At 52.4% G+C, this 14,079-nt stretch carries 13 protein-coding genes; 12 read left to right on the forward strand and 1 reads right to left on the reverse strand.

Features of this window, described 5'->3' with window-relative positions:
* Positions 1-505: 505 nt before the first annotated feature.
* From SH467x_RS18125 to SH467x_RS18140, 4 genes are read left to right on the forward strand one after another with little or no spacing between them, the layout of a single operon-like run.
* Positions 506-670: a hypothetical protein gene (locus SH467x_RS18125; protein WP_482368505.1), complete on the forward strand. Its 165-nt coding sequence runs from the start codon at positions 506-508 to the stop codon at positions 668-670.
* Entirely contained in the window at positions 660-1,136 is a 477-nt protein-coding gene (locus tag SH467x_RS18130) for a DUF2924 domain-containing protein (protein WP_482368506.1), read from the forward strand. Before SH467x_RS18125 ends, SH467x_RS18130 begins: the two co-directional genes overlap by 11 nt.
* Entirely contained in the window at positions 1,133-2,695 is a 1,563-nt protein-coding gene (locus SH467x_RS18135) for a recombinase family protein (RefSeq protein ID WP_482368507.1), read from the forward strand. Before SH467x_RS18130 ends, SH467x_RS18135 begins: the two co-directional genes overlap by 4 nt.
* Positions 2,695-3,108, forward strand: coding sequence for a hypothetical protein (locus SH467x_RS18140; protein WP_482368508.1), 414 nt, complete (start codon positions 2,695-2,697; stop codon positions 3,106-3,108). Before SH467x_RS18135 ends, SH467x_RS18140 begins: the two co-directional genes overlap by 1 nt.
* 19 nt (positions 3,109-3,127) lie before the next feature.
* On the opposite strand, the gene SH467x_RS18145 is transcribed toward SH467x_RS18140, so the two are convergent.
* The gene (locus SH467x_RS18145) at positions 3,128-4,675 is read right to left on the reverse strand and encodes an SIR2 family protein (protein WP_482368509.1); all 1,548 of its coding nucleotides are present in this window, start codon (positions 4,673-4,675) and stop codon (positions 3,128-3,130) included.
* A gap of 315 nt (positions 4,676-4,990) precedes the next feature.
* Here SH467x_RS18145 and SH467x_RS18150 point away from each other — a divergent pair, with 315 nt between their 5' ends.
* The 8 genes from SH467x_RS18150 to SH467x_RS18185 all read left to right on the forward strand — a co-directional run bounded on the left by SH467x_RS18150 (position 4,991) and on the right by SH467x_RS18185 (position 13,699).
* Entirely contained in the window at positions 4,991-6,232 is a 1,242-nt protein-coding gene (locus tag SH467x_RS18150; RefSeq protein WP_482368510.1) for a hypothetical protein, read from the forward strand.
* Positions 6,204-7,334 carry a hypothetical protein gene (locus SH467x_RS18155; protein WP_482368511.1) on the forward strand — a complete coding sequence of 377 codons (1,131 nt, stop codon included), beginning with the start codon at positions 6,204-6,206 and terminating at the stop codon, positions 7,332-7,334. The genes SH467x_RS18150 and SH467x_RS18155 overlap by 29 nt, the downstream gene beginning before the upstream one ends.
* A gap of 150 nt (positions 7,335-7,484) precedes the next feature.
* A complete protein-coding gene (locus tag SH467x_RS18160; protein ID WP_482368512.1) occupies positions 7,485-7,766 on the forward strand; it encodes a sigma factor in 282 nt (93 codons plus the stop codon).
* Positions 7,767-8,000: 234 nt separating this feature from the next.
* A complete protein-coding gene (locus SH467x_RS18165) occupies positions 8,001-8,240 on the forward strand; it encodes a hypothetical protein (RefSeq protein WP_482368513.1) in 240 nt (79 codons plus the stop codon).
* Positions 8,237-9,094, forward strand: a complete 858-nt coding sequence (locus SH467x_RS18170) for a ParB/RepB/Spo0J family partition protein (RefSeq protein ID WP_482368514.1) — start codon at positions 8,237-8,239, stop codon at positions 9,092-9,094. The genes SH467x_RS18165 and SH467x_RS18170 overlap by 4 nt, the downstream gene beginning before the upstream one ends.
* 2 nt (positions 9,095-9,096) lie before the next feature.
* Positions 9,097-9,972: a hypothetical protein gene (locus SH467x_RS18175; RefSeq protein ID WP_482368515.1), complete on the forward strand. Its 876-nt coding sequence runs from the start codon at positions 9,097-9,099 to the stop codon at positions 9,970-9,972.
* On the forward strand, positions 9,969-10,526 hold the full coding sequence (locus SH467x_RS18180) for a hypothetical protein (RefSeq protein WP_482368516.1): 558 nt from the start codon (positions 9,969-9,971) through the stop codon (positions 10,524-10,526). Before SH467x_RS18175 ends, SH467x_RS18180 begins: the two co-directional genes overlap by 4 nt.
* A 512-nt stretch (positions 10,527-11,038) precedes the next feature.
* Positions 11,039-13,699 (forward strand): SMEK domain-containing protein, encoded by a 2,661-nt coding sequence (locus tag SH467x_RS18185; RefSeq protein WP_482368517.1) that lies wholly within the window; start codon positions 11,039-11,041, stop codon positions 13,697-13,699.
* The last annotated feature ends 380 nt before the right edge of the window (positions 13,700-14,079 follow it).

Below are 14,079 nucleotides of genomic sequence, written 5' to 3' on the forward strand. Positions count from 1 at the left end.
AGAGACTCTCTATCCGACGACTCCGCCCACCGCGGCGAGAGCTCGTACCCCCGAATCTCACGACTCTCTTGTCTCTCTGACCTTCGGCTTATGTGATTTTCCCGCGCCGAGAGACTCTCCAGAGACCGCCCCAAAAATGCCGTTTTGGCCTGTGAAAAATCATTCTGCGGGACGTCGTCGGGACAAATTGCATAGTTATTCCTGAGAAGCGGTTTGGTCCGGTTCGGTAGGTTGAATGTGCTTAAACATGCCTCAGGAGGTTATATGGCTGAGATGATCTCGCCGGTGGAGCAAGTAACGCGGGTGGCAACATTGTTGGGACGAGCGGTGCTGCGGTGGAAACGCGAGAAAGAACAATCGTCAGAAATCTCGGAAATTGTCTCGGACTCTCTACCCGAGCGGCTTGAGTTTAGTCCGGTTTCCTCGCTCTCTGTGACTGGTCAAAACGACGAGGCGACGGGCCTCGAAGAGACCAGTTCAGACTCCGAGATAAATCCAAACAACCATGTGCGAGGAGCAACAAACAAAGATCGCTGCCTTGATCGTCGAAGCGATCTGGCGACACGCGAACAAGCTGGTCGAGCAACAGGCGATCGCATCTCAAGAACCAGCCACACCAGTAAGCGACGCAACGATGCAGCGCGACAAGGGGGACGACGATGAGTCCTGATACGAAAATCAAGCTGGCGGAGTTGTCCGAGCTATCCATCGGCCAGCTTGCAGCCAAGTACGAAAAGCTGTTCGGCGAGAAATGCCGATCGAGGAACCGGCGCTATGTCTACCGCCGAGTTGCTTGGAAGATGCAGGCCGACGACGAAGGCGGCTTGAGCGAACGTGCCATTCTGCGAGCCACGGTCATTGCCGGCGAATCGTTGCTTCGGGTCACACCACCCAATGCTCGCAAGTCCAAGAAAGAAGTCCCGGCGTCCATTCCGGCGGATTGGGACCAACGCATCCCACCTCCGGGCCAAGTGATCGAGCGTAACTACAAAGGCAAACTTCTGATCGTGATGGTCATGACCGATGGCTTTGAGTTCGAGGGCGAACGCTACAAGTCGCTGACCGCAGTCGCACGTGCCATCACCGGATCGCACTGCAACGGTTTCCATTTCTTCAAACTAGGACAATCCAAATGAATCGCAAGAAACAAGAAGAAGATAGAAGTCGCATCCGTTGTGCGATCTACACTCGCAAATCCACCGAGGAGCGGCTGGACCTCGAATTTAACTCGCTTGACGCTCAACGAGACGCGGCCGAGTCATTCATCGCTAGCCAGAAGTCCGAAGGCTGGGTCTGTTTGCCCAAACGTTATGACGACGGAGGATTTTCTGGTGGCAACCTCGATCGCCCTGCGTACAACGAGTTGATGAAGGATATCGAGGCTGGGGAAGTTGACTGTGTGATTGTTTACAAGGTCGATCGACTAAGTCGCTCGCTATTCGACTTCGCCCAAACCATGAAAGCATTCGATGCCTCTGGAGTTTCCTTTGTCTCTGTGACTCAGCAGTTCAACACGACCAATTCGATGGGGCGACTGACACTGAACATTCTGCTGTCCTTTGCACAGTTCGAGCGTGAGATCATCAGCGAACGCATCAGCGACAAAATCGCGGCCCAGCGCCAGAAGGGTTTATGGTGCGGTGGACAGCAAGTGCTTGGTTACGACGTCGATCGCTCTTCGGCGAGCCCCAAACTGGTCGTCAACGCACAAGAAGCAGAGATGGTCCGCGAGATCTTTGATTCGTATCTAAGTCTGCAGTCGCTTTTACCGGTAGTCCAGAAACTCGATCAGCTTGGCTGGACTAATAAGACATGGCTAACTCGCAAAGGCCGTTATAAAGGCGGACGGCCATTCGACAAGTGTTCGCTTCACGCGTTGCTAACCAACGTAATTTACGCCGGTAAGATTAGGCACAAGGACCAGATCTACGCCGGCCAGCACGAGCCGATCATCGATCAGAGCGTATTCGATAAAGTGCAAACAAAGTTGAAAGAGCATGGGCGTGGCAACGGCAATCGCTTGGTCAATCGCCACAATGCGTTGTTGAAGGGCCTGCTTCATTGCCCAGCCTGTGGATATGCAATGGTGCATTGCCCTACCAAGAAGAAAAGCAAAGTCTATCGCTACTACGTTTGCCAAACCGCCATCAAACGCGGGCACAGCCAATGTCGCACCGGATCGATCCCCGCGCCGGCGATTGAAGCTGCGGTCGTCGAATCGCTGAGATGCATCGTTGACGACGAGGGAGTGCGTCGAGCCGTTTTTGAACAATCGGAGCAATTGCTGCAGCAACATCTGCAACGGCACGACTTGCAATTGCGCCAGCTAACAAGCCAACGCTCACGCGACGAAGCGGAACTCAAACGCATGGCCACGGAGGGTGAGACTGGCGATCTAAACGACGCTAGGCGTCAAGATCTGAAAACGCGGCTCGCCAAGACCCAAGGCCGGATCGTCGAGGTTGAAAAAGACCTCGAGCATTTGAAGCAATGTCGCTTTGGTCGGAGTGACGTTGAAGAAGCGGTAAGCGACTTCGATCGACTCTGGGCCATCCTTCGCCCGAAGGAACGCGTGCAAATGATGGAGTTGCTGGTCTCACGAGTTCAATACGATCGATTCGAGGGAGCCCTATCGATCTCTTATCATCCAACCGCTATCTCTGCACTAATCCAGAATGACGAAGAGGCCGCTTGATGAATACTGTAAAGAAGAAGCTTGTTCTCAACTGCACCACGCGGGAGGAGCGTCAGCAGTGCGATGAACCAGAACTACCTGGACGGTTGCCACGGATCACACGCCTAATGGCCCTCGCCATTCGCTGTGACGAACTGCTACGAACCGGCAAAGTTCGCGACCTAGAGCACCTCGCCACCATTGGCAACGTCAGCCAACCACGCATCTCACAAATCCTCAGCTTGACAATGCTCGCCCCAGACCTCCAAGAGACTCTCCTCTTTCTGCCTCGCCTTTCCGAAGGCAAGCCAGAGATTTCCGAAAAGTCTCTTCGCAAGATCACCAAGCTGGATGATTGGGAGGAACAGCGCAAGGCATGGAAAGAGTTCGGTTTCTCAAATAGGAAACGTCGTCCGGTGTGTGAGAGTTCGTAACCGCTGTTGGATCCGGCAGCTAGCGATATGCGAGCCAGTCATAAAGACATATTAACCGCCGAAAATAGGTCTGGGTTTTCTTCGGAGAAACAAATTTCATATTGGCTGTGATGTAATTCCTTAAATGCGTTAAATCGATTTGATCCTTTCTTAGCATCGAAATATATAGATATGCATTCTCGCCATAGGTTTCAACCACTTTCTTCACGCACCTACATTCATTCTGAACCCGTTCTAGCTCGCGGCGATAGCTTTTTGGCGAATAGTAGTTACTAAGCCCGAAACCGGCAGTCCTTGCGACCCTGGAATGCAGGGAGGTTACATCAATTGTGCCATCGGCTGCAATCAAGCCTGCTTCTCGCAAGTATCGGAAAATCGGAACAAATGGCGTGTTCTGCATCAAAGTGGGTAATAAATCTTTGACAATGGAGAGCGGGTCGTACTGACTCACAGACGCCATAACATCGTTAAACAAATCCAGGCGAGAGATCGAGTTATAGCCAACTCGGCCCACTTTTGCAGCGACACCGACGCCGAATACGACGTCCAAATCCCCAAAGGTGTCGGCGACGTCAATGTCGACCACCCCCAGCTTCGATTTCGGATCGCTCGACTTCACTAATTCGTATACATGCTCCTTCATCTTTCGCAGCAACCTGGCCGAGAATTTTCGCTTAAGTCGTGAGAGTGGCCGATAAATCTGCGAAAAATCATTTGTTCGTATTATGGTTACAGGGATAGCGTGACCATCGACCTGCGTAACGCTGGATTCGAATGAATCCCCGAGGCAATCTTTGTCAATTTGTACGAAAATCAAACGGTCTTTCAGCTTGTCGATATTGGAGTTTGTCAGGCAAGAAGCGATTTGTCGTAGGATACTAGTGATATTCTCGTCCGAAAGGCTATAACCCAAGAATATCACCGGATGCTCTACGAAGATTGTCAACAATTTGGCTGCCAAATATGGATTGCGGTCGTTGAAATTCGCGTAATCAGCAGTGGTCAAAACAAGAGAATTGGGTTCGGATGCACATCCATGAATTTTGTAGATCTCTGCAATGCCTTGAGATACGGAAAACAAAATTTGGTCTTGCCCGATGTAAACCTCGAATCCCGGAAAAATGCTTTCGAGCGAAGTGTCCCAATTGGTCGTTATCACGCCGTCTACAGTCGCCTGCTTAAGTAGCTCGATTTCAACGTCAATGGCAGGGTTAGCGCCGGGAATGTACTGTTGCTTCAATAAATAACTGGCTATTTCGAATTTCAGGCACGATGAATTTGCGCATATGTTTTCCTTGAAAGCAGCACGACTCCCCTCATACTCGATCGCTGACCACCATTTTTCGTAAAATGCTTCCGCAATCATCGTAGCGGTTTGGGGAAGGTTTCTTTCCGCCAGACCGTAGTAGTATTCGAAAGGATGCGATAGACCATTGGAAAATCGACGGAGCAGGTGCTCCCATGTTTCAAGGTCGACATAGCGACGTGATAATCCCGAGCCTACGAACAGAAACGGAGCTGTTCCGATTTTGCTGAGATGTGCAGAAAGCTGGTCGTCGATACTCATGAAAAGATGCGTGTTTCTTGCCAATGGTCACTGGTTGGAAGCCGTAATTCTAGCGAGGATCGCGATTTGCTTCCATTTCGGTAGTTCTGAATCGCGTCGCCCATAAGCCGACGAAATACGCGCAGCACCGGTACTTTGATGTCGCACACCTTTTCTGATCATGACAATTTTTCCGATTTTCCGGAGGCTGTGACCAAACGTGTCACTTACCTACCGTCTGATAGAGGGCCAAAAGGAAAAATAGCTAGCAATCGCTGGCGGCAAGTCTGACTTCACGGACGCACACAATGAGCCGCAATTTGTATCAGGTGTTTTATGCCCAGTTTTCATCTTCCCCATTTCAACGACATCGCAATTCTGCGATCGATCGAACCTAATCGCTTCCGAAAATTTCTGTTGCGATTCGACATCTACCTATGCAGCCAAGGATTCACCATCCCTGAGACTGCAGAATTCACAGACGCTCACTTGCAGCGACTGATCGGCATCTTCAATGCTCACGATGGTTCGACGCCGGCCGACATGATCGAGGCGCTGTTCCACATCAGCGAAGTTGCCAACGACCAGGGAATGGAAGCCCTGTTGTTGGTTGCTTCCAAGACCGGCATCGAATTGTCTGAAGGCGATCTCACTCCGGCCGACCTCGCGCTGCTGATCTGGTTGAACGATCCAGACCAGTTGCGTCGCGCTAACTGTGAACGCATAGTGCTCCGCTTTCAGTCGTTCTACTGTTTCATGAATCGCACACTGGAAGCGCCGTTGTTTGAAATGCCGGCTGACGGAGTATTGAAGAGGATTGAAGAACGCACCAACCAATTCAATCGCAATCGCCAACGATGTGGTGGCGCGGCGGTTTGGATGTACGAGCTCGGTAACGAAGTGGCTTTTCTGATTCGATTCGGAGGCTCACTCAAACGCGATGAGGTCATGGACAACGATCAGTGCCGACCCGACATTCGTCGTCCTGTTGGCTACGACCTGGTTGTCTACAACATCGAGACTGGCGAGCTGCGTATTCGTGCTGATCTGGTCAGCGAACGCCGGTTCTATTGTCGTTTGTTCAGCGAGCAATTGTTCGACGATCCCGAGTTCTTTGAGCATGGGGAGACTTTCAATCTCGATGTTATCTATAGGCTTGGAGAAGACGTGCAATCGCCCGGGTTGGTCTTTGGTATTAAGAGAGTCACTCTGGTCGAGATTCAGGAAGTGTTGCTGGGGGAAAAAACGCTGCATGTAACGTTCAAAAGCGAAGCGATCTTTGATGCTATCCGCGAGCACAACAAGCGATTGACGCCTACCGGAAGGTTGCTGAGCGCCAAGTTCAGAATAGTTCTCGAGGATGCCGGTGAAGTGACGGTGACGGTCTGCTCTGGCAACAAAATTCGACTTAGCCGCCAGGTAGGGACCGCGGCAATCGATCGTTGGATGATTCATATCGGTATCCGAGTTCCGCAACATGAAACCCTCAGAATGCAAGCCACTTCGCCTCTGGCGAGCCATCTCGCGAATCCCAAGTCTTCGGGCCCCGATGTTCCTGTGGCGAGTCGAACTGGGTGATCACTGGGCGGATTGCCAGACCCTACTGACGGCAACTCCTGAGTTGGCGGCATGGACGCTGGCCAGCGATGGTGTGACACCTTGCGATGTTATTCAGCATCGTGATGGTCCACTAGTTGGCATCAACCGCGTTGCTGGTGAATCGTTTGAAGTAACGCGCGATGCGCAAATAGTCTGTAAATTAAATCTGCGCTCGCTTGCAGCGAAGATTGCGGAGACCATTGAGGGTCGGGTCGACTTCAACTTAAATTCACCCGATGCCAACGTTCATCGCATCGGACGTCTGCCACCCAAGCTTGCGTCTGCAGCTTTGCACCTGTGTGTTCGAGGTGATGACGAGTCACTACTTACCAGCGCATCTTCGCTCGCAACTTCCACATTTGTCGTAGTCCTCGTGCCGACATTGCTTCATGCGAGCATCGATGTTGACGCTCTAGCAACTCAATTCAAAACGATCTGTGTTGCACTTGATGAATTGATTGTTGAGCGCGCTGGGCGGTGGCATTGCCAACAGCATATGCTCGATGAACTGCGAAACCGCCTCGGTATCGGAGAGACCGCCGACGTCAATTCATTTCGCCTCGAGGGTGAAAACTACCAAATTCGTTACTCAGGTCGACAGTTCACTTTGTCGAACTCAGTGGGTCTTTGGTATCTGCGTGAATTGTTAACTCATCCCAACCAGGTGTTTGATCCGGTTGAGCTTGAGTCCGCACGCACAGGAGTTCGAGGCCGCTCCTCAAATAGCTCGACCGGTGAATCCTTCGATGCTGAGGCCAAGCGAGAATACGCACGAAAGCTCAGCGAAATCGACGAAGAGTTAGAGGAAGCCGCTCACTTCAACGATCTAGTCAGTATTGAGCGGTTGCAGTCGGAGCGTGAAAAGCTGATCGACCACATCACGAAAGCGACAGGCAAAGGTGGCAAAGCACGCGTTTCAACCGATGCATCGCGGGCGCGGAAGAATATTCGCCAACAGGTCAATCGCGACATCGACCGTATGAGCAAGTTTTGCCCCGAGTTGGCAGAGCATTTACGAACGGCCTTTCAAGGAGAGTCCCTGTGCTACAGGCCGACTCAAGACCCAGTTTGGCAATTCTAAAAAATTCTTCTCGGCTCACGCTTTGAGCCAATGACTCATGCTTTGAGTCGCCGTGACTTCGGCTGACGGATGCGACCAAGTCCCCGAAATTCCGGCCCGTGTGTTCTCTGCGAATGAACCAATCCGCAGCACGGTTCCGCTGGTGATTTTTTGGAACAAGTCGTCCTCCCAGCCGGAGGAAATACTTTGATCACACCGGAGATTCGCCAGAGAATCCTTGCCCACGCTACCAAGTTGACAGAGAAGGTCGTATGTCGCGTGGAGCATCGCTCGGACCTCGCAGGCATGGAGCCCGAGGATATCGCTCAAGAGCTGCTGGCCTATGTAATTGAGCATATGGACCGCTTTAACTCAGGTCGCGGAAGCATCGAGGCATTCACAACTCGATTGATGCAAAACGCAGTCGCGAAAGCCAATTCAGGGATGAAGTGAAATCGTTGGCCGACGCTGCGAATCGCCACTTAAGCGAAGGTGGCTACATAGACTGGGCTCGACTCACACTGCGATCTGGTGATCCGGTTCGCGAACTGTCGGAAGCCTATGCTAAATTGTTCGACAAGGTCACGACTGCGAGGGAGGTTGATTCTCTTCGTTTTGCAGAATTGCTTCGCGACTGGACAGCGGCTAAATCGACTGACGAAACGATTGAGCTAACACCTACTCAGCGTGCTAGAACGAGTTTCTAAGCTTGCTGGGCAAGAGATCCAGCGCATCGGTTTGTCAGCCACGGTCGGCAATCCAGAAGTATTACTGACGTGGATCATGACGCTGCTAACCGGAGTCAACACTTTGTTCCAAGATACTGCGCTGGTTGAATTGTTGGCTAAACAGAAGCTTGACAAACGCCCTGCTTTGGCCGGTGCCTTTCGCTTTGAGCAACCTGGCGAATCGGAGGTGCAATCATGAGCGTGAACGGACACAACGGAAAGGCCGTGCAAGGTATCGACATATCGATCGTCAAACTGGTACCGCGCAGCGAACGTAAGGTTGCCAAGAAGTATCGGGCGCGTATCGAGTCCAGCTTGCGAGCTGTCGGCTTGATCGAACCACTGATCGTGTACCCTCTCAAAGACGGATACGAGATTCTCGACGGCGTGCTGCGTTATCGGATCTTGTTAGACATGGGCGTTGAATCGGTGCCTTGTCTGATTCACAGCACGCGCGATGGCTTCACAGGCAATCGGATGGTGAATCAATTGAGCGCTTCGCAGGAGATGCGAATGCTTCGCAAGTCGCTCGAGGAACTAGACGAGAAAACGATCGCTAATGCGTTGGGGATTCAGAGCATCGGACACAGGCTCAATAAAGGGTTGCTCGATAAACTGCACCCTGAGGCTGTGAAGGCATTCAATGCGAATAAGATCAATATCCAGACGGCCAAGGAACTCATCAATGTGAAGCCCGAACGCCAGCAGGAGATCTTGCAATTGATGGATAAGTGCAACGATTACAGTACCGTGTTCGCACGAGGTTTGGTGCTCAAGACGCCAGTGGCCAAACGGGTCAAGCCGACCAATAGTCGAACGCCATGGACCAAGGCAGATGAAAAGAAGAGCCAACTGCTCAAGAAGCTCCAGGAGGCGGAACAGCAGCAAGACTTCTACACGGGCTTGTATCGGCAGTACACAACGAACCTGCTGAAGCTGGTGATCTACGTTCGGTCGCTGATGAACAACGCAGAGGTTAAGTCGCATCTGCAAACCCATCATGCCGACCTGACACGGATCTTCGAAGATATCCTCGCGAGCACGGAGGGATAACGATGCCGAGAAGAATCTGGACTCCCGATCGGGTCATCGAGGAACTCAAGCGATCTCGCTGCAATGGTCCTCGTGCCAACAGAAAGCTAGACGATGCGGCGCGTCGTTGCTTTGGAAGCGTGCGGGCCGCACTGGATGTGGCCGGCTTGCCATGTGGTCAACCGGAACGTCGGACCAGCGGTTGGTCGAAGAATGCAGTGGTTGAGGCCATTCGCCAGCGTCATCGCAATGGCGAAAGTTTGGTTCGAACTAACCGAGAGGATCGTGCGCTGTACGAGGCTGCGAAGCTTTGGCATGGAAGCTGGACGGCAGCACTAGCAGCCGCTGGATTTCCGCGACCGCCTCGGGATTACTTCACAGCCGATGAGGTTCGACTACGGATCATCGATTTGTACGAACGCGAGCTGCCACTGACTTGTTCGTCGCACAATGACTCAAAGCTTAGGCGTTCGTGCATGAAGCATTTTGGTGGTTGGCGAAACGCTGTCGAATCGCTTGGTTTAGGAAGAGAACTGCGACGAATGTGGACTCCCCAAAAGGTGATCGAAGCAATTGTTCATCGGCGCGCCGAAGGATTCGACCTGAGTGCAACGAGTTATGAGGATTCTGGACTGTTTGCTGCTGCCAGAATTCGTTTCGGTAGTTGGAACAAGGCACTCTATGCGGCCGGCATCGATGCGTTGCAGCGTGAGCAATGGGACGAAGAGAAGGTCCTATCACGAATACGACAGTTGATTCACGAGGTACCGATAGATCGAATTCGAAGCGTCGATTCGAAGTTAACATCCGCCGCTGAGCGTCGCTTCGGTTCGATTCGCAAAGCGGTTGAGTTCGCAAAGTCACAGGGAACCGCGAGGGAGGCGAGAAAAGCACAATGATACGAGAGACCATCATCCGCAAGATTGTGGAAATAGACGTTGCTGGCATTAGCATGCTTGAGGAGAGCATCCAAGCGTCCGACGAACTCCTTCACGCATCCGCCGTGAATGAGTTTGGATCCTGGGAAACGGCGCTCCAATACGCGGGCGTCAGTGCCCACGACGTTGGGCGGTGTCGCGACTTGACGCCGGAACGGATCAAATTCCGACTCCGGCGACTTTGTGCGACCGGATACGATCTAGGGGCCATGGTGAACCGCAGTCGCGATCGGGCTCTTTACGACGCCACGATTCGCCATTTCGGTAGCTGGCGTGAGGCACTCACGGAAGCCGGCATCAACCTGGCAAACGTCACACGACACAAGCCAAAGAACCTTGACCGCGACGCCATGTTGCTGTGGATACGCAATCGCAAGGAGGCTGGTCAGTTGATCACCTTCAGCGAAGTCTGCTTTGAGAATCGAGACTACGCCCTCGCCATCAAACGCGAATTCCACAGTTGGGCCAAAGCCCTTCAAGCGGCGTTTCCAACGACTGATTCAGCTGATGGCTAAATTGAGGGCAGTCTACCTGGAAAAGTACCGCTACGCACTCGCCATCCGCCGCGAATTCGGCAGTTGGCGTCGAGCATTTGGCATAGCGTTTCGGTTGCAAACCATAAATTAAAGCGAGTTGCTGTAGTTGGACCAGAGTTCTCAAAACTAAAGGTTCGGCTCAATCAGCGTCGGGGTGCTCAACCGAAACGAGTCGCAGTCCATTCCAAAAGCGAATACGATATGTAAAGGTGCTTCTTGTTTGCCCTTGTTCAGAGCTTGCCGCGCTTCGACATCATCGGTCGAAGCCAAGGGACATTTCGCGGCCTATTGCAATGCGACGTCGAGATCCGAGTACACATTGCTCTTCAAAACAGAGTGGGATCTAAACTGAGAAAGAACGAAGAATGGAATAACTGCTGAAGCCACAAGTCCCGCAGTGCATTAAGATACTTGCAATTAGGCGACAGTCAGGAGGCCGTGGCCTAACGTGCCGCTGGAAGTTTCGGCTGTAAGGGAAAGAACTAACCGTCATGCTGCAAAGAGAAGTACTGATCGCCGACATTCGCAAAGGCCTCGCGGTATTTCAGAATTATGTAAGGCCAGGTGGCACGCTGAACCTTACCGACTCGAATGTGCATGCGGAAGACTTCGTTGCGGGACTGCTGAACTCGATCTATGGCTGGAGCCTTCTCAGCACTAATAAGGTAACTGCAAACTATCCGTGTATCGATTTGATCGATGAGCAGCAGGGTTTAGGCGTCCAGGTCACAGCGGAGGGAGGATCAGCGAAGCTCACGAAAACTGTTGAATGCCTGAATGCCAATGAACTCGCGGGCAGAGTAACACAGCTAAAGGTGTTTCTTCTGATCGCCAAGCAGGGGCAGTATACGGTCAATGCCGTGTGCCCTGGCGTCACATTCGATTGGCGTAGCGACGTTCTCGATTTCGATGACGCGACCAAGGCCGCTCAAGCGATTAGCGATCTGCAACAGCTACACCGAGTTCACGAGCATGTGGTCACCTCCCTGCCATCGCTCTTCCCTGACTATCGAGAAGAGTCACTGCCACTCCACGTCCCTACTACCGACCCAGCAAAAGCATGGCTTGCGTTTTCTTCGCGCGCCACACGTCTGATTGGTCGAGACAAAGAGCGAGTCCGGCTATTGGAGTTTCTTAATTCTGACTCGAATTTCTCTTGGCTATTGGTGACTGGCGATGCAGGGAGTGGAAAGAGTCGGTTGGCCCTGGAGCTTTGTTGCGAAGTTGGCGAGGAATGGCACGCGGGCTTCTTGAGCCGGACGGTGAAAGATTTCAAATGGTCAGAGTATCAGCCGACACGGAAGACCTTGATAGTAATCGATTACGTCGCGAGCCGTGCGGCAGAAGTGGGAGAGGTTGTACTCAATCTGTTACGTGCATCTTCTTCATTCACGAAACCGGTGCGAATTCTACTTGTGGAACGGGAGAAGAGTTCTTGGTGGACGACGTTTAGCCGGGAAGATAGTCAGAGCGAATCGGCAGAGATTATCGCATGCCAATTCGGTGAGCAACTTGCCCTACCAGGGTTGTCTCTGGAGGCAATCCTTCTGATTGCTAAAGAAGTAGTCCATTCACAGCAGGGAACTTGGGATGATGAGATCGCGAGCGCATTTGTTTTACGGTTGCTTCGTTCTGATCGCAGAGGTCGCCCACTATTTGCAATGATAGTTGCCCATTATCTCGAAGCCGTGGAGCCAAACCTACTTCATACCATTTTAAAGCGAGAAGCTTCGCGCAGGCGGCAGCTGCTGAGTGGGGAACCAGAACAGTTAAAACGCATGGAAAACCTTTTGCTCCTCGCCACGCTAGTCAGCGGTCTGCTGCCAAAGGCCAGCAGCTTTTCGTATCTCGCCGCCAGCAACGTAGCAGGGCTGCTCCCCGACATCGGACTTCTTGACGAAGCTCTTTACAGCGACATGGCCTCATCGTCGCGAGGAGGAGGCGCGACGTTGGCAGGTCTCCAGCCAGACATCCTGGGCGAACGGTTGGTGCTGGATCGATTATCCGAGTCAGGAATCGCGGGTCAAAATGCGCGTGCGCTATTGCTCGCGGCCTGGTCTTTCCAGCCGAGGGACGTCGGGGTCGTAGCACTTCGTTGTGTTTTCGATTTCCAGGGAGACCCTTCAATCCAAACCCTATTTGATTTGCCGCTCGACACCGCCGAGTCACGGCGTTACTGGGCAGACATGGTTGCAGATCTATTGCCGCATACCGGTGATGGAGACGATACCTTCGCCAAGAAACAGCTTCAAAAGTTGACCCCGATCGCTAATAGCCATCCCGAAGAACGAGAGCTACAGGAAGCCACTGCTCGTGCCGACTATCACATGGCACTAACGTTTATGTTTAGAGAGAACAGCGTCGCGATCGCGCTGTTTGATGCGGCTATTGCCCGTGTCGGCAGTGAGTCGTTAATCGGCAAGATGGCGATACACAATCGCGCTATCCTTCGCCGTCATACAGACGAGAGCTACGACGCCTTTGAAGAATTCACGATGATCATTGACTCCCTCGACGCACATGATGAACTGCGGGCTTGTGCGTTCAACAACCGGGCTGATGTATACGTGGAGCGAGGAGAACACGGGAGTGCGATCCGTGACCGCACGGAAGTGCTCGCACTGAAAAAGACAACACATGATAGGCGATATATTGCTTTGTTTCGCCGGAGTCGATCCTACTCTGCAATTGGAGACTACCAAGCTGCTCTAGACGACCTTAGTCGCATCTTGGAGACATGGGATATTACTCCGCACCAAAAAGCGGAAGCCCGGCTTGAGCGCGCGGCAATCATGCGGCATCTGGAGCGTTGGGACGATACACGAGTCGATCTAGAAGCCGTGATTGCCTCCAAGTACTTGTTCAGCGGCACGCGGGCAATAGCACTCGTGGAACTGGCCGATGTGTCGCGAAAGACTGGCGATCACATTCGGGCTGATCGATTGTTGAGCCAGGCAGTAAAAGACCCTGACCTCCGGGGGGAAACATGGATCGACGCAATGATCGTCGGTGGGCTACTTCTTGAGGATACCAATGACCTAGTTGGCGCGTGCGAGTTTTGGCGGAAGGTTCTCGCCTCGCCAATCGCAACCAACAGCCAATTGCGCACTGCTCAAGAGCGACTTGAAGCAATCTCTCTGCGAGACACCTGACGCGGGCAAGTACTGTCAGGGTGGTTCGTTAAGCTAGCGAACGGCCATACTTACAAATTGAGCTTGCGCGGACTTTTCGACAATCTCCAATCACATAACTTCCCACAGGTCGCACTTCGCCTAAGAGAATTGCGTCACTTTCGGGGTTATGTGACTTCTAGTGGTATCGCATTAACGAGCCTCGTTGCAACATGCTGCTGGGAAACAACTTACGCAACTCACTCGAAATTAGTCTAGCTCTCGCGAGCGGTTTGAAAAGAGTTCGGTTCGCTCAACTTCTCTGTTTGGTTAGGAAACTGACCGCAGTAGGTTATTCGAAGAAGCCGGTGTCTTGCAGCAACGCAAAACACCGGCTTTTTTCGTATTTTTCTGCAATCTTC

Source organism: Brakhagea slesvicensis (genome assembly GCF_052161625.1).
In the GTDB taxonomy this organism is placed as follows: Bacteria; Planctomycetota; Planctomycetia; order Pirellulales; family Pirellulaceae; genus JBKCUI01.

What these genes read in the sequence shown, in the direction of transcription:
- SH467x_RS18150 (WP_482368510.1), top strand. Translation starts at nt 4,991, where the DNA reads ATGCCCAGTTTTCATCTTCCCCATTTCAACGACATCGCAATTCTGCGA.
- SH467x_RS18180 (WP_482368516.1), top strand. Translation starts at nt 9,969, where the DNA reads ATGATACGAGAGACCATCATCCGCAAGATTGTGGAAATAGACGTTGCT.
- SH467x_RS18170 (WP_482368514.1), top strand. Translation starts at nt 8,237, where the DNA reads ATGAGCGTGAACGGACACAACGGAAAGGCCGTGCAAGGTATCGACATA.
- SH467x_RS18185 (WP_482368517.1), top strand. Translation starts at nt 11,039, where the DNA reads ATGCTGCAAAGAGAAGTACTGATCGCCGACATTCGCAAAGGCCTCGCG.
- SH467x_RS18155 (WP_482368511.1), top strand. Translation starts at nt 6,204, where the DNA reads ATGTTCCTGTGGCGAGTCGAACTGGGTGATCACTGGGCGGATTGCCAG.
- SH467x_RS18140 (WP_482368508.1), top strand. Translation starts at nt 2,695, where the DNA reads ATGAATACTGTAAAGAAGAAGCTTGTTCTCAACTGCACCACGCGGGAG.
- SH467x_RS18125 (WP_482368505.1), top strand. Translation starts at nt 506, where the DNA reads ATGTGCGAGGAGCAACAAACAAAGATCGCTGCCTTGATCGTCGAAGCG.
- SH467x_RS18145 (WP_482368509.1), bottom strand. Translation starts at nt 4,675, where the DNA reads ATGAGTATCGACGACCAGCTTTCTGCACATCTCAGCAAAATCGGAACA.
- SH467x_RS18130 (WP_482368506.1), top strand. Translation starts at nt 660, where the DNA reads ATGAGTCCTGATACGAAAATCAAGCTGGCGGAGTTGTCCGAGCTATCC.
- SH467x_RS18175 (WP_482368515.1), top strand. Translation starts at nt 9,097, where the DNA reads ATGCCGAGAAGAATCTGGACTCCCGATCGGGTCATCGAGGAACTCAAG.
- SH467x_RS18135 (WP_482368507.1), top strand. Translation starts at nt 1,133, where the DNA reads ATGAATCGCAAGAAACAAGAAGAAGATAGAAGTCGCATCCGTTGTGCG.